This is a genomic window from Caenimonas koreensis DSM 17982, from assembly GCF_009646335.1.
GTDB lineage: Bacteria > Pseudomonadota > Gammaproteobacteria > Burkholderiales > Burkholderiaceae_C > Ramlibacter > Ramlibacter koreensis.
This window is the reverse complement of record NZ_WJBU01000002.1, coordinates 88,374-108,347: the sequence shown is the minus strand read 5'-3', so window position 1 is coordinate 108,347 and position 19,974 is coordinate 88,374. Positions and strand designations below refer to the sequence as shown.

The following is a 19,974-nucleotide window of genomic DNA, read 5'->3' as shown; positions in this document are numbered from 1 at the left end:
TCGTGACCGAGTTGATCAACCACCGCACTGCTCAGGCTGCGAGCGGTGGGCGGCCTTTTCCCGCAGGTAAAGAAGAAAGCCCTACTTCTTCACCCCCAACCCCAGCCTCTGCGCCCCCTCGGTATACAGCTTCGTCTTGTCTTTCATGAAGCCATCCATCTGATCGACACCCACATTGACCAGCTCAAAGCCGCTCTTGGCGGCCAGCTCTTTCATCTCGGGGTCGCTATTCAATTGCGCCCACAAGTCAGACAAGCGCTTGCGTGCTTCCGGTGGGGTGGACTTCGGCACACCAACGCCGCGATACGCGCCATCGACCCAGTCAACGCCCAGCTCACGGAACGTCGGCACATCGGGCAGCAGCGGGTGGCGCTTTTCCATCGCGACGGCGAGTGCGCGCACCTTCGTCTTGTTGTTGATGGCGAAGGCGGTGTAGGTCACGGCACCATCGATCTGGTTGCCGACCACGGCCAGCGACATATCGCCCGTGCCCTTGTAAGGGATGTACGTCGTCTTGATACCGAACGCCGCGTCGAGCCGCTCGTGCGAGGCGTGATTGGCCGAGTTCAGGCCGCTGCCGCCCAGGTTCATCTTGCCGGGCGACTTTTTCGCGGCATCGATGAAGTCCTTGAAAGTCTTGTGGGGGCTGGCCTCGGGAACGACGAGCGCATCGGGCGTGAAGTGGAACCAGAACACGGGCGTGATGTCCTGCGTCTTGTATTGCACTTCGCCTTCGATCGGCTGGAAGACGATGTGCGGCAGGTTCACGCCGACCACCGTGACGCCGTCGCCGGGCAGCTGGTTCATCTGGGCCCAAAGCAAGCCGCCGCCCGCACCCGCCTTGTATTGAATGATGGTGTCGATCGCAGGGCACTTTTTCTTGAGCACGACTTGCTGGTGCCGCGCCGACAAGTCCGACTCACCGCCCGGCGGAAAGGCCTGCCAGTAGTTGACGTTCCTGTCGGGGCAGGCCTGCGCGAAGGCGAACGGCGCGGCCAGCGCCAGCACGGCCAGGCAAGCGGCGCTGCGAATCATCTGCATCATGTCTTGTCTCCTTCTGTTTTATGGACCGGCAACGAAACACTCAAAGCACGCGATTCAGATCGACTTCCATTCCTGCGCGCTTCATCTCGCGGGCCAGGACCAGGTGCCACACGCCAGCCGCGTCGGGCGATACGCGCGTGGCGCCGTCGAGCGCGGCCGGCAACGCCTGGTCGGCAGCGGCGAGCAGGCAGATGCGCGAGCGCCCGAGGGCGGCGAGCATGAAGCCCACGGCGAGCATCAGCGACGACGCGTCCCCCACGCTGGAAGGCAGCACGATGGCGTAAGCGGCATCACGCAATGAGTCGAGCTTGTCGACGGATGGCACATCGAGGACGGCGGGCTCCAGGCCGAGCGCGCCAAGAAACTCAATGGCCTCGACCGAGGCGTCGCCCTCGCCCAAAACGATGACGCGGTTGCCGGACGGGTTGCTGGACGGCATGGAGGCTGGCTTGTTCATGGTCGTGGATGCGGCGGGTGCGCGTGTGGGGGTTGGGGTGGGTGATGGGGTCGGGGCGGGCGTGGGGGCAGGTGTTGGCGCCGGTGTTGGCGCCGGTGTTGGCGCCGGTGTTGGCGCCGGTGTTGGCGCCGGTGTTGGCGCTGGTGTCGGCGCTGGCGTTGGCGAAGGAGTCGGTGCGGGTGTGGGTGCGGGTGTTGGCGCCACGGTGGGTGCAGGTGTCGGCGCAGCTGTCGGCGCTGGAGTGGCCGCAGTCGGCGCAGTCCCCGCGCCTTGCGCGAGCTGGTCCTGCAGCAGCTTCCTGAATGCATTGAGGCTCGCCACGGCCTGGTCGAGCCCGTGCTTCACGGCGTCGCGGTATTCATCGGTGGAATAGCGATCGCCAAAGGTGCTGTCGAGCGATGCATCGAGCCGCACGATGGCGTGCTTCTTGTAGTCGCTGCTGGTCACCGACACAAACTCGGTGATCAGCTGGTTGGCCTTGCGCTGCAGCGCTTCGAGCCGCGTGTCGCCACGATCCTGGATGCTCGACACGTCGAAGCTGCGCAGCTCCTTGATGCTGCGCCCGAGCTTCTCGACGCCGTGCTCGAGCGTCGCCTTGTCGATGGTGGCAATCGTGCGGTGCGCTGGTTTACCGGCGGTCGACATGAAACTCCTTGAATGTGATCAGCTACTCAACCAGCAAGCCGCGCGCAAACGGCCTGCGTCACGTCAGTCGTGCGTGCGGTGCCGCCCAGGTCGCGCGTGTGCAGTTGCGCGTCGGCCGTGACGGCCTCGATGGCCGCCATCAGCTTGCGCGCTGCCTCGCTCTCGCCCAGGTGCTCCAGCATCATGACGCAGCTCCAGAACGTGCCAATGGGGTTTGCGAGACCCTTACCCATGATGTCGAACGCCGAGCCATGGATGGGCTCGAACATCGAGGGGTAGCGCCGCTCGGGGTCGATGTTGCCGGTGGGCGCGATGCCCAGGCTGCCCGCGAGCGCGGCGGCCAGGTCGCTCAGGATGTCGGCGTGCAGGTTGGTGGCCACCAGCGTATCGAGGGAAGCAGGCCGGTTCACCATGCGCGCCGTGCACGCATCGACAAGCTCCTTGTCCCACTTCACATCCGGGAATTCCTGCGCAATGCGCACGGCCGTTTCGTCCCACATGACCATCGCGTGACGCTGCGCGTTCGATTTGGTAACAACGGTGAGCAATTTGCGTGGCCGCGATTGCGCGAGCCGAAAAGCAAACCGCATGATGCGTTCGACACCGGCCCGCGTCATCATGCTCACGTCCGTCGCCACCTCGATCGGGTGGCCCGCGTGCGCGCGCCCGCCGATGCCGGAATATTCGCCCTCGGAGTTCTCGCGCACGATGACCCAGTCAAGATCGGCCGGAGTGCAGCGTTTGAGCGGCGCGTCGATGCCGGGCAGGATGCGCGTCGGCCGCACATTGGCGTATTGGTCGAACCCCTGGCAGATTTTCAGGCGCAGGCCCCAGAGCGTGATGTGGTCGGGAATGTGCGGATCGCCCGCCGAGCCGAACAGGATCGCGTCCATGTCACGCAGCGCGTTGAGCCCGTCGGCGGGCATCATCTCGCCGTGTTCGCGATACCAGTCGCCGCCCCAGCCGAACGAGGTGAAGTCAAACGCAAAGCTGCGCGAAGCCTTTGCGATGACATCCAGCACCTCACGCCCGGCCGGCACCACTTCCTTGCCGATACCGTCGCCGGGAATGCAGGCAATGCGATAGGTCTTCATCGGTGTCCTTCTTTGGGAGAAGGACACTGTATGTCATTGGGGGCGGGTCATGGAAGAGTCACCGGTTTTGCCTTCGCGTCGGCAGTTGCCACAGCCAAGACTCAGTGCGACGAAAAGACCTGGGATGACAAACACATGACATCTGCATGCAAGAGCAACGCGCGAAGGCGTCATTGGTGGGCTTGGTCAGGGAATCCCTAAACGTCGGGTTGGTCACCTTTCACATACTGTGCCCACCCTTTTGCCGCAACTTCTCCACCTACAGCCCAGCCGGCAGAACCGCCCGCGATAGCAACGTTAAGTTCTTGAACTGCAAATGCTGGCGGTTCGGCATCAAGCGCATTTGATGCGGATATCTGGCTCGGTGATGCCCACACCGTTTCGCACTCATCGCACATCACCACAAGGTTATGGCCGTCGGCGCAGCGACGGATACCCAAGACACCAGCTCGGCATACGGGACAACTATCTTGAACGAAGAACATATAGCCTCAGCGAATTGGGAAACCAGTGATTACCTGATTGCCATTACGGATCACAAGTTGAACATTATTGACTGCAGGATTTCCGAGGGCCGCGCCGCCTTGACCACCAACCCATCCGATTCGACGGCCCATATCAACTGTGTAAATGGCTTTGTTGCCGACGTTGCTGACCACAACGCCAGCCCCGCCCTTTTGTGCGATAGCCCATGCTTCATCAACGACGCCTACTATCCCACTCCGGCCAGCATCGAATACGCCATGCTCACCTACACGCAAGGGTTGATCGCCGGCATGACGTAACACGTGCGCGATTCGATTGCCATACTGCGCATCGGGGCCGTATTGCAGCCCTAACGGCGATTCCCAAGTTTCATTGCCCAAATACTTTAGACGTCCGGCCACGTTCGCGCTAGCAGCGCCCGCCGAGGCAGCGACTTGTCTTGACGCGTCAGCCCGTATCCCGCCTCCCGACGATCCAGTCTCCATTCCCAGAATAACGCCAGAAGCAACAGCGCTCCCCACCAGTTCGGATACGTCGCCATCCAACTGGTACCTAGCAATTGATCTCTGGAATCCCATGGTCGTGAGCAAGACCGGATCGGGTTGCAGGCCTGCCGACTGCATGGTGTTTCGATACCTTGTTGTTAGATCAGCCAATGCATTTCCACGCGCCGCCCATCCCTGCAGCGAATCAGGCTGACTGCGCATCAAGGATTGAAGCTCTTTCTCGATTCCGACGGACGCTCTACCAGCATCAAGACTGGAAAGGCGAGCCCCGTAGGCGCTTGGGTCCGTGATGGTCGAGCGTCCGGCAAACGGGTACGCACCATAGGTAGATGCATCGGCGGGATTCACGAATCCACGTCCGGCACCCGCACCGCCACTCCAGGCTGTCTGAGGCCCACCTTGACGGGGTAACGCACTACTTGCCGCTGCCACCGCATCGATCTCAGCGTCTCGCAATGCGACCAGCATTCTTTGCCCACGCGCATCAACAATGCCCTCGTCCATTGCATTGATGACGCCCGCGGTAACCTGCAAACCGTAGCCCATCCGGCCGAGTCGCAACCCGCCTCCAGCATTTGGAAGCTCGTACGCCGTGCTGCGATAGTCGGCACCGTCCAAGCGCGCGAAGTCGCCTGTTGTCGGGGTGGATTCTTCGGAGGTGCTTATGCCATATGCCAAGCTTCCGCTCAGCACTTGGCCAAACGCATCAACCGCCACCTGCTGCACGCTCACCCTTCCACCCCTGAACGCAGCAGCCGTCGCGCCAGCCGCCATCCCAGTCATCAGCCGCGCGCCAAACGTACCAGCGTTGCCCTGGAACGACTCACCCACCAAGTCACCCACCTCTGCACCCGCTGCGCTCCCCGCCACTGCCTTCCAGTTGAACGAGCTTTGCAGCCCCATCACCACATTCACGCCCTGCGTGATGCCGCTGGCCAGCACCGCCTTGCCGATCACGTTGTTGAAGATCGAATCGCCCAGGTCGACCGTCTTGCCGACGTTGCCGCCGTCCAGCCCGGTGATGCCGTTGATCCCGGCGCCCACACCGCCCGAAATCAAGCTTGCGCCTACGTTCTTCCAGTTGAATTTGTCCTGCACGCCGGTGGCGATGCCCACCACTTGCGACGCTACGTTCGCAGCCGCGCCTGTGGCAGCACCAGCGATGACCGTTGCAGCCACGGTCTTGCCGATCAATGTCTGGACCGCAGACAGCACTTTTGGCCCGAGATACATGGCGGCAACGATCGCCACCGCCATCATCAACACCTGCCCGAAGAAGTTGTCGCTCGGCTGTGGCGGCAGTGCGAGGTAGGGCGATGTATCGCCCACGATCTTGCTCGGGTCGTACAGCGCGAAGGTGCCCGCATCGTTGTGGCTCGTGCCCACCAGGTTCGGCAGGTTCAGCGACACGCCTACGCGCAGCTGCGCATCGCTTGCGATGCCGTTGGCCTCGGCGATCTGGTACCAGCGCTTGCTGTCGCCGTAGGCGCTTTGCGCGATGCTCCGCAGCGTGTCGCCCGTCTGCACTGTGTACGCGCCCGGTGATGCATTCGGGTAGCTCGGTGTGATGGACCGGTACCCGAGCTGGAAGTGCGCGATGTTGTCGTTGAAGATCGGGTTGCCGTCTTTGTCTCGCGCGGTCACGCGGTCAACACCCTGGCCGTATTGCGCGAGCACTTCACCATTGACGATGAATTCGCGCAGCAGGCGCGTGCCCTGTTGCGTGGCGAGCACTTCTCCAGCCCTTGACGGCAGAGGAGTTGGCAGGGTGTTTTCTCTTCTTACAGCGCTACGCCCGGCCGTCCAGCAGCTTCACCAGCTTGCCCACCATCTCGCTGTGGTCCGCCTCTCCAAGGTTCGAGATGATCCCGTAGTGGCTGTGCTGGCGATATGAATCGCATATGTCGTGAACCATATCGCCTACCCACGAAGGGAACTGCCCGAGCAGATCAGGATCTTCGTACTCGACGATGTTGCGCGCCACACCAAATGCTAGGTCGAACTTGAAGAGGTCTGCATCTGTACTCTCCAAGAACTCTCTGCGAAGCACATCGATTTCGCTTTGCGGTGTTGTCATGTCACTTCCTTCCATTGCCGAGCATATTGCGGAACTGTTGCAGCCACCAGTCGCCTTCTTGAACAGCTTCCCAGTGAAGGTTACCCGGGCGATCGTTACGTACCAAGCTTCTGTAGTCGCTCGTCGACATCGGCGAAGGCAAGTACTTCAGGCCTTGCGTCTCGTGAATCTCATGCGACAGAATTTGCACGATCGCCTCGTCACTCTCAAAGACGTCTCTGCGAACGTAGATCGGAATCTTTGTCGAGCCGTCTGCCATACGGCTAGCAATGTCCTTCTGGAACGAAACAGAAGTCACCCTGTCTGATACGTTTCCATAAGTGGCATCAAATTCAAAGCGAAGATCGCGAGCACGTCTCGTATATGCCTCATCCGACAGCTTCACAATCCTGTACTGCGCCAACGTCTCAGCGTCATGCCCCACGCGCTGCAACAGCTGCAATGCTTCCTCCGGCGAGCGCGAGATCGCTTGACCATACAGCTCCAGATTCGTCAACGGCGTGAGCTCGTGCACGAACATGCCATCGACGAATGCTGCGCCACCCAGTGTGCGCGGCGCGCGCATCAACAGGCCCGCAGGCACCATCGGCGCGAGCACCTCCATGGTCAGGCCGAACGCTGGCGTGTCGTAGGTCGCCCGCAGGTCCAACGGACTGGGCACATTGATGCCCATGGCGCGATAGGCCCTTTGCGCCATGCCACTCAACGGGCTGGCCATCTGCGCGAGCTCGGCCCCGTCCATCAGGAGGTTCCACGGCACGCGGGCCGTATCCTTGGCAGCGCTCCACAGCGACTGGTTGTCTCCAGCGGTCGGTGCGAACTGCCCGGTGCCAATCCAGAAGTCCGATGCAGTCTTGGCCATGCGAGCACGTATCGCCGCGCTGGCTGCAGCCTGCTCCTTCGACGCCGGAAGTTGCTTTCCGCCAGCAGCCGGGCCGACGCCGTCGTCACCGAGGGCATCCCACCGCTGCGCAGCCTCGACCGACAGAGGGCCGGCTCCCGCCGCAAACGCTCGCTTTTGCGCATCCGTCAAGTGCGGCGTCGTATCCGCACCCGCGTACACCGAGTCACTGAGCTCAAACGCTTTGATAGCGCGCTGCGCATCGCTTATCGAAGGTGCGCTCGCCTCATCAACCACACTACTCCCCAACGCATTGCCAAAGCCGTCTACGGCGACCTGCTGCACGCTAACCTTCCCACCCCTGAACACAGCAGCCGTCGCGCCAGCCGCCATCCCACTCATCAGCCGCGCGCCAAACGTATCCGCTGCCGACTTGAATGAGTCGCTCGCCAGCTTGCCGACTGCGGCACCCGCAGCACTGGCCGCAACGCCCTTCCAGTTAAAGCTCTTTTGCAACCCCGTCACCACGGCGATTCCTTGCGTCAGCGCGCTCGTCTCCACTGCGCGCAGCACTGCTGTGGTCATGGTCGGGCCAGGTGGCAGCGCTGCGCCCACACCGCCGCCGATGGCTGCGAGCGCCACGCCCTTCCAGTCAAGCTTGTTCTGTAAACCTGCTGCCATGCCAACCAGCTGGCTCGCAACCGAGCCTGCTGCTGCACCAATGGCACCTGCAGCAACCACGCTGGCACCGGTGCCCGTAGCAGTGCCCGCGAACACGGCGCCACCCACCTCCATCGTGGCTGCAAGCGTGCCCGCTGCTGCACCGCCTGCCGTTGTTGGCGCAGCCACGCTCAGCAGTTGCCCCACCGCACCTGCCGTGTACACAGACACCAGGATCGCCACCGCCATCATCAACACCTGCCCGAAGAAGTTGTCACTCGGCTGCGGCGGCAGTGCGAGGTACGGCGACGTATCGCCCACGATCTTGCTCGGGTCGTACAGCGCAAAGGTACCCGCATCGTTGTGGCTCGTGCCCACCAGGTTCGGCAGGTTCAGCGACACGCCTACGCGCAGCTGCGCATCGCTGCTGATGCCGTTGGCCTCGGCGATCTGGTACCAGCGCTTGCTGTCGCCGTACGCGCTCTGCGCGATGCTTCGCAGTGTGTCGCCCGTCTGCACTGTGTACGTGCCCGGCGATGCATTCGGGTAGCTCGGCGTGATCGATCGGTACCCCAGCTGGATTGCCCACCGCGTCGTGCGTTCGTCGCAAGCGACCCCCGCCGCCGCGGACAAGTCTCAGCGCCTTGAACACAAAAATTCAGACGGCCCTCGGTAGAAGTCTTCGACAGCCGCGGAGGCGCATTAGGAGAGCGCCGCTCGCACCCTCCCCAATGCGGAAGCATGCTCGCCTGCCACGTCGGCTGCAGCATATGCATCCATTGCCTGCGACAGATAGCGAGCAATGACATCTCTTGCCATGAAGAACTCAGGGTGAGCGAGCTCATATCCCTGCGGGTCTACGTAGGCTCGAAATCGAGCGCCGCTGGGCCAGCGACCATAGCAGGCTTTGCCTTCGTCCTGTTCATCACGACGCTCAAGCGTCCAGCCTGGCTCACCCTCAATGGCACCTAAGCTATTTCCGGCAACGATAAGTTCCGCAAGCTCGTCAAGCCTGTTGTCCAGCATGATGACGTTCAACACAAATTTGATTGCTGCATCCTCATCGCGATGCGGAGCGAAGTCGCCGAAAGCCGCCTCAAAGTAATTCATATTTCCCTCTTCACTTGATGGGATGAACGTTGCCAACGAAGGGATTCCCTTGCTTGTCGACGTTGATGTACACGCGGAAGGTCACACCTCCTTGGCGCACGTCATAGACCGGCGGGACCTTCGTCGAGTTTGCCATGTACTGTGACCAGCCAGACTGACCAGCTTTCAGCGAGTAATCAATCATCGCCTTGTCTGAAATGATTGCAGGGTCATAGACCGTCTTCGACCCAGTGACCACCTTGCCACTTGCGGGGTTGACGTAGCTGTATCGCAGCTCCGATATTCCCTGAGTACCAGTCGGATTCAACGAATAGGTAGCGCCCTTTGCGTCGAGAGCTGCCGTCGCATTGTTGAGATTGTGCGTACCCGACAGCTGACCAGCCTTGGTAAAGCCATCTGGCCCCACCATGTGTTGCGGCAAGTCAGAACGATAGGCGAGTCCATCGGGTAGCGCCAACATGTCATCTGCTACGAAGCCGGTACGACGCGGTGGGTTTCCCAGCGAAAGACGCTGCTGCAGCAAAGTTGTTGGTCCACCGAGGCCTAGCGCCGCTCCAGCCAAATCGGCAATGGCCTCAAGCCTCGAATTGGCGGCAAGGTCCGGGTCGTCACTAAGGTCAGCGCGCGCTAAGTTCTGACCTGCACGCCACGAACTGTTCACTGCGTTGTAGAGGCCTGTAGCCCCTCCCTCCAGCGCCGCGAAGGGAGAGACGCCGGCACCCAACAGCAGATTCATCCCCACGTCTAGCAGGCCCGCGTTAGGGTCCGTCATCCCTTGCACGGCCATCCGATAGCGGCTCTCGAAGAAGCCTTCCGCTGGCGCGTACAGGTTCGTAACTGGCGGCAACGCTGCACCTTTGGCAGTCACGGCCGGCACCGGCTTTAGCGCCGATGGGCGAGCAGGCCCGGCAGTCGGAACTATGTCACCCTCGTAACCGGCGTCTCGCATAGCTGCCGCCAACACTTCAGCATCTGTCGCCGAATCGTTGAAGCCAGGACCACCACGCCGAAGCGCGTGCTGCATCACACGGTCGTAGCGGGCGTTGTCGCTCTCGATGTCGAAGCTGTTGCGGTAGTCCTTGGTCGAGTCCGGACCGATGCCCTGCGCAGCGCTGCCCCAGTTCGCCTCCGCGATGGACGAACCCACCGCGTTGCCAAACGCGTCAACCGCAATCTGCTGCGCGCTGATTCGCCCACCGCGCATCACTGCTGTGGCCGTACCCGCGATCAACCCCGTAGCTAATCGGCCTCCAAAGCCATCGCCAAGCTCGCGGCCTACTGCGGCGCCGACGCCCGCACCCACCGCCGATGCAGTGACTGAATTCCAGTTGAACGAGCGCTGCAGACCGGTCGCAATTCCTACACCTTGCGTTAGTGCACTCGCCACGCCAGCGCGCACGATCGTGTTGCTCAGGCTGCTCAGATTGCTGCCAGTGAAATCAACATCTGCAAGGCCTCCGCTCACGCCACCGCTCAGCGCGCTCAACGCCGCCTGCTTGAAGTTGAATCCATGCTGCGCGCCTGTCGCGATGCCTACAACCTGACCTGCAAGCGAGCCGCCTGCGGCAGCCACCGCGCCAGACACAATGTGTGCTGCCGTCGCATTCAACCCAGTGGTCGTGCTCGTCAGCGTCATGGTGCTGCCTTCCAGCGTACCGGCGGTGTATGTGGTCTCAGCGCCGATTGCATTGAAGATTTCCGGCCCGAGGTACAGCGCTACATAGAGTGCCACCGCCATCATCAACACCTGCCCGAAGAAGTTGTCACTCGGCTGCGGCGGCAGTGCGAGGTACGGCGACGTATCGCCCACGATCTTGCTCGGGTCGTACAGCGCGAAGGTGCCTGCATCGTTGTGGCTCGTGCCCACCAGGTTCGGCAGGTTCAGCGACACGCCTACGCGCAGCTGCGCATCGCTGCTGATGCCGTTGGCCTCGGCGATCTGGTACCAGCGCTTGCTGTCGCCGTAGGCGCTTTGCGCGATGGAGCGAAGCGTGTCGCCCGTCTGCACTGTGTATGTGCCCGGTGATGCATTCGGGTAGCTCGGCGTGATGGACTTGTACCCTAGCTGGAAGTCCGCGATGTTGTCGTTAAAGATCGGGTTGCCGTCTTTGTCTCGCGCGGTGATGCGGTCAACACCCTGGCCGTATTGCGCAAGCACTTCTCCATTCACGATGAATTCGCGCAGCAAGCGCGTGCCTTGCTGTGTGGCGAGCACTTGGCCGCGCACATCGTTGATGAAGGTGCGGTCGTCTGCATCGAGCGTCGAATCGACTGACTTCAGGTAGCCGTTCGTGTCGTAGGTGCTGGTGGTGGAGCCGGGTTCGAGGTACGTGCTCGTACCTTTGACGCTTGCCTCTTTGTAGCCTTCGAGTTTGACGAGCGTCGTGTCGTACGTGTTCGTCACGCTGCCCGTCTTGACCTTGTACTGCGTGATGTTGCCCGCCGCGTCGATTGCGTTGTTGAACGTGCTGTATCCGGCGGTGTTGTTGTAGCCGGTCACTTCCTGCACGATCAACTGGCCGTTGGCGTTATATGAACTCTCGCGTTGCTGCGAGCCGTTGCCGCCCAGCGGGTTCTCGTTGGCATCCTTGCCATACAGAACCTTGAGGTAGTCCTTGGGTAGATCGCCCAGGCCTCCCGTGCGCGTGACGCGGCTGGCGGCGTCGTACTGGCGCTGGTCGATCAGCAGCCAGGTGGTGCCAGGGTCGTTGATCAGTTCGCCGTCGTCGCGGCTGATGGTGGCCAGGCGGTTTAAGCCGTCGTAGGTATATTTTTCGGTGGCGATGCCGTTGCCGGCGATGTAGCCGTACAGATCCTCGCCATTTGCCTTATGGCTGGTGACGATCTTCGTGATCTGCTTGCCGCCCGTGCGGTCCGTCAGGCGGTTGCCGTTCTTGTCGTAGGTGATCTCATGGCCCTGCGACGGCAGAATCAAACCAGTGGCATCGTTGCCGTCAACCACCGTCATGCGGTTCATCGCGTCGTACTGGTAGTAGCGCGCGGTGTCGGTGACCTCATCGGTCATACCCACCTTGTTCACCACGTGTGTTGTCACGCTCGTGCGGTTGCCCACCAGGTCGTAGTCCATGCGCGCCTGGATGTGGTCGTCGGCCATCCAGCGCAATCTCCCCAGGCTGTCGTAGCTCATGTGGTTGTCTTGCACGGTGATGCGCGAGCCGTTTTGCGTTACGGCGACGTGTTCGCTCAGCTTGTGGCCTGAGAGGTCATACGTGTAGTCGGTGGTCTGCATGCCATTGACCGTATCGACGATCTGCGTCATCTGGCCCGCGCCGTCGTATCCGTACAGCAGGCTCTGGCCGCGTGTGTTGGTCTGCGACTTCATCTGCATGGCGTTGTCGTACTTGTACTCGTATCGCGCTTCGCCGATGTCGGTGTGGCTGAGCACATGGCCGAAGTAGTCGTAGCTCCACTTGGTGATGCTGCCCAGCGCATCGGTGTCGCTGGTCTTGCGGTCTCGGCTGTCGTAGGTGGAGGTGGATTGTTTGGTGCCGGTGGGCAGCGTGACGCTGGTGACGTTGCCGCGCAGGTCGTAGGTGTAGCGCGTGACGTTGCCCGCGCCGTTGGTCTGGCTGGTCATGCGGCCTGCAAGGTCCCAGCCGGTGGATTCGGTGATGTTGCCTGTTGTCTGGGTGAGGGTGACGGTGTCACCGGCTGCGTTGTGGCTCGCGGTGTAGATGGCGAAGCCGGAGTACGCACCGCCGCCGAGTGCCTTGCCCCAATGCGTGGTCGATGTCTGCAGGCTCGCCTTGTTGTACGTGTAGGTGGTCTTGTTGCCTTCAGCGTCGATGTTGGTGGTTCGCTCGCCGAACACGTTGAAGCTGTTGGCGACGATGCCTCCATCGGCATGGCGCTCTTCAACCAGGTTGCCCTGCGTGTCGTAGCGCATGCGGTTGAGGTTGCTTGCCGTGGCATTGATGTACTCGCGCACGCCGACTTGTCGGCCCATCTTGTCGTAGTACACAACGCTCGACAGTTGCGCAGCGCCTTCGTCATTGGGCACGTACTGGCGCGTGAGTTGACTATTCGCGTTGTACTCGTAGCGGGTGACCCACAGGGCGTTACGTGCGTCGGTGATGCTCAGCACGTTGCCCCAGCGGTCGTAGGTTTGATTGACGGTAGCGGTCACGCTGCCAGGCGCGATGCGCGCCTGCTGCGTGACACGGCCCAGCGCGTCGTAGCGGGTCTTGGTGCGGCGCAGTGACGTATCGGCGGCTGCGCCGGCTGCGGTGACGCCTGCTGCCCTGAGGTCCGCGTCGTTGTACGCAGCGCCCGAGCTTTGAATCTGCGCGGTGCGGTTGCCCAGGCGGTCGTAGAGGTAGATGGTGGCGACGCCGTTTTCAGCATTCGTGCGCCATAGGCGGCCTGCCTTGTCGTAGTCGTAGTACTCGCTGGTGACACCGTTGACACCCTTGGTGATCATGTCGCCGAAGGCGTTGTACTTGATGTCTGTGCTGACGACTGCACTGTCTGCGCTGTTGTTGGTGGGCGTGATGTCTCGTGTGAGGCGGCCCAGGGCGTCGTATTTGAACGCGTGGAAGATGGTGGCGTTGGCTGTGCCGGTGACGAGGGTTTGCCACTGTTTGACGACGCGGCCGTACACGTCGTAAGACGCGTAGCGGTCGGCTCCGTTCGCATCGACGGTACGTGTCGCATGGCCGTCGATGTCGAAGAAGGAGTAGCTCGTGCGGTCATTCGGGTCCGCCGTCGTCGCGCCTACGGCTGCGGTACCTGCAGCGTAGTCGATCTGCACGACGGCGTTGCCGTATATGTCGCGCTTGTACACGGTGAGCGGGGTGATCGTGCCGGATGTTTCGCCCGCTCGCACGGGCTTGGTGACTGCCGTGATGCGGCCCAGCAAGTCGTAGTAGTTGCCAGTGATGCCGTCTGCAGTTTCTGTCGTGACGACGTTGCCTGTCGCGTCGTAGCCGTAGCGCGTGATCACGCTCGTGCTGCTGGTCACGAACGTGTCCTGGTCCGTCACTTCGACGTTCAGGCGGGTTTCTGTCTTCTTGCGGTTGAGGCTGTCGTATTCGAATGTCGTGGTGCGGTCAGTCGTGCTCGACGTCGGTACTGCGGGCTTGGTCGCTGCAGTGATCGTGCCCGTCAGCGCTTTCGCGTACTCCGTGGTTTGCGTCACGTTGCCCAGCACGTCGTAGGTGGTGGTGGTGAGGTAGTTCGCAGCGTCCACTGTGGCCGTCAGCCGGCCTGCGTTGTCGTAATAGTTGAACTGGTTGTAGGCGGCTGTGCTCGCCGTGCCTGCGCTCTTGAAGCGCGCAACCTGGATCAGCTCGCCGAAGGCGTTGTAGAAGTTGTCGGTGAGTGCGCCTGCCTGGTAGTACTGCGCAGTACCAGTGGCTTCCGGGTCGTACACATCGACAGTGGGCTCTGTCACCGTGTCCACACGGCCCACGCGGTCGTAGGTTGTGAGCAGCACGCGATCTGCGGCGCTGTCTTTGACGAGCTTGGCGCTGGTCATGTCCGCAGTGTTAAGCGACGTCTCTGTGCCCGTGAGCGTCATCGCGTTGGCATAGCGCGTGAGGGTCGTTGTGCCGCCGAACACATCGAGCGTGTAACCGGTCACGTAGCGCATCGCGTCGACGTCGTACGTCACTCGCCCAAGCTGGTCATACACCTTGTAGCTGAGCGCACCACCCACATCGCGGTTGCGGATGGCGTTGCCCAATGCGTCGTAAGTGGTCTCGGTGTAGATGCCGCCTGCGACGGCTGCATCGGTTCGCGTTGCTGCGTTGCCCTGACCGTTCGTCGCGATCGCGGAGTCGGTCTCCGCAACGTACACGGCAACCGAGGGGAAGCGTGTGCGAATCTGCCTGCCCAGCGCGTCGTATTCGTAGCTCGTCGTGCGCTGCTCGGGCCGGCCCACGGCTTCTGTGCGCGAGAGCAGGTTGCCTGCAGCGTCGTAGGTGTTGGTGGTGCGGATCACGCGTGCAGCCGTCGTCATCACGAGGCCGCTCGTAACGCTGGTGACGTCCACGCTGGGCGTGTACTCGTCTGTCATGCGACCCGCAGCGTCATACTCGTACGTCCAGATGGCATTTCGCTTGTTCTGGAACGTGAGTTTGTTGCCTACGCCGTCGTAGGTGTAGCGCTCGGTTTGGCCGAGCGCGTCTGTGACCGAACTTGTGCGGCCCGCGCCGTCGTAGGTGTACGTCGTGGTGCGCGAGGTGATGCCAGCGCCGCTGTCCGTGATGGCAGTCGAGCGGTTCAGGCCGTCATAGCTGTATGTGGTGATGTGGCCCACACCATCCGTTGTCGTGGCGATCCGGTTCGCCTTGTCGAACGTTTGCGCCTGCACGCGGTTCGCCGTTGATGTTTTCACCAGCGCCGCGTTGATCTCGTCGCACGTGGCCGTCTTGCTCAACGCATTGAACTTCGCAGCGTCGATCACGTTCGCGTACTGCGTGATGCTCTTCACATTGCCCGCGCCGTCATAACTGCGCTCTGCGACTGCGCCGGTCGCGTCCACGGTGAACACGAGCCGGTTCGCTGCGTCGTACGCCATGCGCGTGATGCGGTCGTTGCCGTCTTCAGCAGGAGTGCCCTGCGCCCGCGGCACGCCCGGGGCGGGTGCTGCGCCAAGCTTGGCGTACTGGATGCTCGCCGTGATGTTGCCCGCCTTGTCGTACACCGTGCCGGTGATCGTGCCGAGTGAATCAACGGCGTAGATCTGGCGGCCCGCCGCGTCGTACGTGTAGTTGGTGATGCGGTCTTTGCCGGTGCTCGCATACGTGATGATTCCCGCTGCCAATGCCACGCTCGTGCCCGGCGTCACTGCAGTGGCGAATTGCACCAGCTGCGTGACGTTGCCGTCCTTGTCGTAGTACCGGCGCGTCACGCCACCTGCCCCGTCCACGCTCCAGATCAGGCGGTTGTCTGAGTCGTAGGTGTAGGTGGTGATCGTGTCTGGCGTCGTCGCCGCTGCGCCGGGGATGACTTGCGTTGTTCCGTTGAAGGTCGCCGGGTCAATGGCCTTGGCGAACACGCGCTGCTGTGTGACGTTGCCGTCCAGGTCGTACTGGTACGTGGTGACTGAGCCCGCACCATCGACCGTGTAGATCGCGCGGTTGAAGCTGTCGTACATCGTGCGCGTGCGGCGGTCGTCGATGTGGTCAGTCGTGACGAGGTTAGTTGGCGTCCAGCCCGCAGCCACCCGATTCACATAGGCTCGGTGCTCGATCACGTTGCCGTTGCCGTCATACCAGAAGCGCTCGACTTCGTTCAGGCCGTTCACCGTTGCGGTAAGTCGCCCATCCATGTCATAGACGCGGTAGATCGTCTGGTCACCCGCATCGCCGATCACGGCGGCGATGCGCTGGCTCACTTCTGCGAGCGTCGTTGCTGCGGTGACGCCCGAGATGGCTTTGGCGAGGCGCGTGGTTTGCACCACCCGCCCATTGGCGTCGTACACGCTGTACTGCACGTTGCCTGCACCATCGACGCAGCCCAGCGACGCACCGAACGCGTCGTAGTAGTAATACGTCGTGTTGCCGTTGGCGTCCTTGATCGAGGAGATATGGCCATCGCGCAAATACTTGTAGTCAATGCGCGCGTCCTGGCCTGCAGTCTGAACGCTGCTGACGAGGGTTGCCGCGTTGGCTGCAGTGATCAGGCCGCCGGTGAGCGAGCTGAGTGTGGTGGCGGTGAGTTTCTTCTGGGTGTAGCGGATTTCGGCGAGCTTGTTGTCTAGCGTGTCGTAGTCCGTCTCGCTCACGCCGCCGGTGGCGTCCACGGTGTAGATCAGGCGGCTCTCGGCGTCATAGAAGAACAGGGTTTTGTTGCCCGGGCCATTAGTGGTGCTGATGCGCCGGCCCGCGAGGTCGTAGGCGTGGGTGAGGGTGCGGTTGTCTGCGGTGGTTTCCGATATGAGGCGACCCAGGTCGTCATAGGTCAGCGTGACGGCTACGCGTTCATTCGCCAGGTTTACCGAGGTTTTTGTTTGCGTGAGCAGGCCCAGCGTGTTGTAGGTGTGCGTGGTCTTGGTGCCGCTCGCATCGAGTTCTTGCGTGCAGCGGCCCAGCGCGTCGTAGCTCAGGCTGGTGGTCAGGTCCTGGCCGGCAGTGGCGGCTGGCTTGATGTCGCTCAGCTTGGATGACCAGGTGAACGCCGTGGTGACCTTCTTGGCGTAGCGCGTGGTCGAGGTTTGGCGGCCTGCAAGGTCGTAGCCGTATTCGGTGTAATTCTTGGCCGCATCCACCTGTGCGATGAGCTGGCCCTTGCCGTCGCGCAAGTACGTCGTGGTTTCGTCTTGGGCGCTGGCGCCTGCACCGGTCACCAGCGCAGCGAGCGTGCCTGTGGCTCGCTGCGCAGTTGGAGTCAGGTTGTACGAGCGGCGCTTCTGCACCAGCTGGCCCGCCGCGTCGTAGGTCATCTGCGTGACGTAGCCCATCGCGTCGAGCGTGCCAATGAGTAAATTGTCGGCGTCGTAGAAGTTGCGCGAGACGCGGTCGCTCGCTGCGTCTGGCGTGGGCGCGATGGCAGAGGGCAAAGGTTTGTTACCCAGCGCCGCCATCTGAGTGGCTGTCAGACGCGTGGCGTATTCCTTGGTCGCCATGAGTAGCGACGCACCGTCGTACGTGAACTCAACGACTGAACCCTCGGCGCTGACGGTTTTGCTGAGGCGCCCGGCTGCGTCATAGGCGCGCCACGTGCTTTGGTCTGTGAGCGCCAAGGCGGTTGGGCGGATCGTGTCGATCACGGGAGCGAGGGCATTGCCTGCTGCGTCGACCAGCTTGCTTTGCACCACCGCCGTTGTGTATTTCACCGTGCGTGAGAGTCGGTCCGCCGCGTCGTACATGTATTCCACGAGCGTGCCATCACCATCTACGTCACCCGCCAGTCGGCCCTGCGCGTCATAGACCTTGAACGTGCGAACACCTGTCGCATCAGTCGTCATGACGAGGCGGTCGTCCTTGTCATACGCGTACTGCGTCGTGCCCAGGTTCGCCAATGCTGCGTTCGTGTTGTAAACACTCAGCACATTGCCTGCGCGATCTGTGGTGCTGATGCTCGTCTGGTTGTTCGCCAGCTTCACCTTGGTTTGCATCAGCGCGTCGTCGTAGCTCGTGAGCGTGATTTCGCCCAACGCGTTCGTCACCTGCAACAAGCGGCCCAGGCCGTCGTACACGTTCGTGGTCACGCCTGATGTGGAGCCAGTCGCGCCCGGCTGTGTGGTGGTCCACACCAAGCCCTGAGTCGTGTACGTGTAGCTTGTAGTCGTCTTGCCCGCAACCACGCCCAAACGTGTCGCGTCCACACTCAGATATGTCGTCTTCGACTCCAGCTGCCCCCGCGCGTCATAGCTCAGGTCGGTGCGCATGATGCCCTCGGCGGGCTGGGTCAATGCCCACGTGGCCAGTGCCGTCTCGGTGAGCGCGCCTGTATATGTCGCCTGGTCGTAAACCAGGATCGTCGTCGGCCCGACGCTGCCCACAGCGCCCGGCATCTTCACCGTCTGGTATTCAGTCACTCGACCCTGCGCAGAGACGACGAAGCGCAGCTCGGCGGGTTTGCTCGCGTTGTAGATGTAGTTGGTGGTGGCTGGTGCGGCTGCTGGTGTCACCGGGCCTTGCGTGCTCGCGGCCACGTGATACACGGTCTCTGTCTTGAGCGTGTTGTTCGCGTTGTACGTGCGCTCGATGGTGTTGCCCGCTGCGTCGCGCTGCGACTGCTGGTTGCCTCGCGTGTCGTAGCTGAATGTGGTGGTCTGGCCTGCGCCGTCGGTCACGCTCGTCACGTCATCAACATTGATGTACGAGAAGGCGTGTTCCAGCTGCCCGGCTACATCAATCTCGCTCAAACGCCCGGCTGCGTTGTAGAGCAGGTCGCTTGCGACGCCGCCAGCGGTTAGCACCCGAGTCTTCAGGCCTGTTGCGTCGTAAGTCAGCGTCGTCACGCGGCTCAGCGCATCGGTGATGCTCACCACCCGCTGCTGCGCGTCGTAGGCGAACTTGAGCGAGGAGTTGTCCTTCTGCGCAATCGTCTCGATGCGGTTGCTGGTGCCCACGTAGCTGTAGGTCGTCCAGTACGACACCCCATCTGCAGTGCTGCCATCAGCAGGCGTCAGGTCCACCGTGACCCGCGTCATGCGGTGGCTCGCATCCCAGTCGTAGTGCACGCGCTTGGTGACTGTGCCTGCCGGCACGGATGTTGTGATGTCGGTGAGGTCGCCCGCGGCCGAATACAGGTACGACACCGTCTCACCATTCGCGCCGACCGAACTCGCCAGGCGTCCTTGCGCGTTGTACGTGTGAACGATGCGATTGCCTTGGATGTCTTCCGTGCTCACAAGGCGCCCGCTCGCGTCGTACCGCTCCAAGGCGCCCGTAGCGCCATCCGTCCAGATGTACTGACCCGTACCAGCATCGCGCGTGATGGTGTCGTTAGCGCCTGCGCCCGCAGTCGTCTCGTAGTACGGACTGGAGCCATTGAGCCCGCCCCAGATATAGGTCGCCTCCGCGCCATCAAAGTCCGTACGCGTGATCGTGCCCGTGCCCCACGTCGCGGGCACGGTCACCTTCTGGCGGGAGACGCCTACTGCCCAGCTGTCCTGCACCCCACCTACGATCTTCCCAGCGCTGTTGTACGTGCGTACCGCCGACACATCCAGCCCATACGCGGCAACGTAGTCGTCCTGATCGCGCAGCACCAGATTCCCGTTGCTCGCGTTAACAAAAACCTGCTCGCCGCTGCGCCCAGCGCCTGACGAGCCAACGCTGCCTTGCTGGCCCAGCGTCGCCAATGAAGTAAGTGACAAACCCAGGCTGTTGCCCGAAACAATCGCGACCATGCAGTGTGCTTCCTATCAGTTGTTCTTCGGGGAAATCAACGTCCCCTCAACTAATACATAGACACGCAAGGCGATCCGTTTAGCGGTTTGGCAAAAATATTTGAAAATATTTTTTGAGAGTGGTCGCAAGAGCAGCCTGAACGCAAAGCCGGCCTCGTGCCAGCGTGCGCTCACTTTCGTGTAATGCGTTTACTGGCTTGGAGCAATGCGCCTGTCGCAGTCAATACTT

The 19,974-nt window shown here is 62.0% G+C and carries 9 protein-coding genes; 1 reads left to right on the top strand and 8 read right to left on the bottom strand.

The window, feature by feature from the left end:
- Positions 1-81: 81 nt before the first annotated feature.
- The 4 genes from GHT07_RS02390 to GHT07_RS02375 all read right to left on the bottom strand — a co-directional run bounded on the left by GHT07_RS02390 (position 82) and on the right by GHT07_RS02375 (position 5,759).
- Positions 82-1,044 (bottom strand): tripartite tricarboxylate transporter substrate binding protein, encoded by a 963-nt coding sequence (locus tag GHT07_RS02390; RefSeq protein WP_228488141.1) that lies wholly within the window; start codon positions 1,042-1,044, stop codon positions 82-84.
- Between the two features lie 40 nt (positions 1,045-1,084).
- Positions 1,085-2,146: a hypothetical protein gene (locus GHT07_RS02385; RefSeq protein WP_153583467.1), complete on the bottom strand. Its 1,062-nt coding sequence runs from the start codon at positions 2,144-2,146 to the stop codon at positions 1,085-1,087.
- A 26-nt stretch (positions 2,147-2,172) separates the two neighbouring features.
- Complete coding sequence (locus GHT07_RS02380; RefSeq protein WP_153583466.1) at positions 2,173-3,240, bottom strand: tartrate dehydrogenase; 1,068 nt, start codon at positions 3,238-3,240, stop codon at positions 2,173-2,175.
- A 491-nt stretch (positions 3,241-3,731) separates the two neighbouring features.
- Positions 3,732-5,759 carry a LysM peptidoglycan-binding domain-containing protein gene (locus GHT07_RS02375; protein ID WP_194792794.1) on the bottom strand — a complete coding sequence of 676 codons (2,028 nt, stop codon included), beginning with the start codon at positions 5,757-5,759 and terminating at the stop codon, positions 3,732-3,734.
- Positions 5,760-5,822: 63 nt separating this feature from the next.
- On the opposite strand from GHT07_RS02375, the gene GHT07_RS21685 reads away from it, so the two are divergent.
- Positions 5,823-5,981 (top strand): hypothetical protein, encoded by a 159-nt coding sequence (locus GHT07_RS21685; RefSeq protein WP_194792793.1) that lies wholly within the window; start codon positions 5,823-5,825, stop codon positions 5,979-5,981.
- A 40-nt stretch (positions 5,982-6,021) separates the two neighbouring features.
- Here the strand turns inward: GHT07_RS21685 and GHT07_RS02370 are convergent, their stop codons facing one another.
- From GHT07_RS02370 to GHT07_RS02355, 4 genes are all read right to left on the bottom strand, one after another.
- Positions 6,022-6,309 carry a hypothetical protein gene (locus tag GHT07_RS02370; RefSeq protein WP_153583464.1) on the bottom strand — a complete coding sequence of 96 codons (288 nt, stop codon included), beginning with the start codon at positions 6,307-6,309 and terminating at the stop codon, positions 6,022-6,024.
- A gap of 1 nt (position 6,310) precedes the next feature.
- Positions 6,311-8,443 carry a LysM peptidoglycan-binding domain-containing protein gene (locus tag GHT07_RS02365; protein WP_153583463.1) on the bottom strand — a complete coding sequence of 711 codons (2,133 nt, stop codon included), beginning with the start codon at positions 8,441-8,443 and terminating at the stop codon, positions 6,311-6,313.
- 69 nt (positions 8,444-8,512) lie between these two features.
- Entirely contained in the window at positions 8,513-8,956 is a 444-nt protein-coding gene (locus tag GHT07_RS02360) for a hypothetical protein (RefSeq protein WP_153583462.1), read from the bottom strand.
- On the bottom strand, positions 8,931-19,745 hold the full coding sequence (locus GHT07_RS02355; protein WP_153583461.1) for a LysM peptidoglycan-binding domain-containing protein: 10,815 nt from the start codon (positions 19,743-19,745) through the stop codon (positions 8,931-8,933). The genes GHT07_RS02360 and GHT07_RS02355 overlap by 26 nt, the downstream gene beginning before the upstream one ends.
- Positions 19,746-19,974 lie beyond the last annotated feature (229 nt).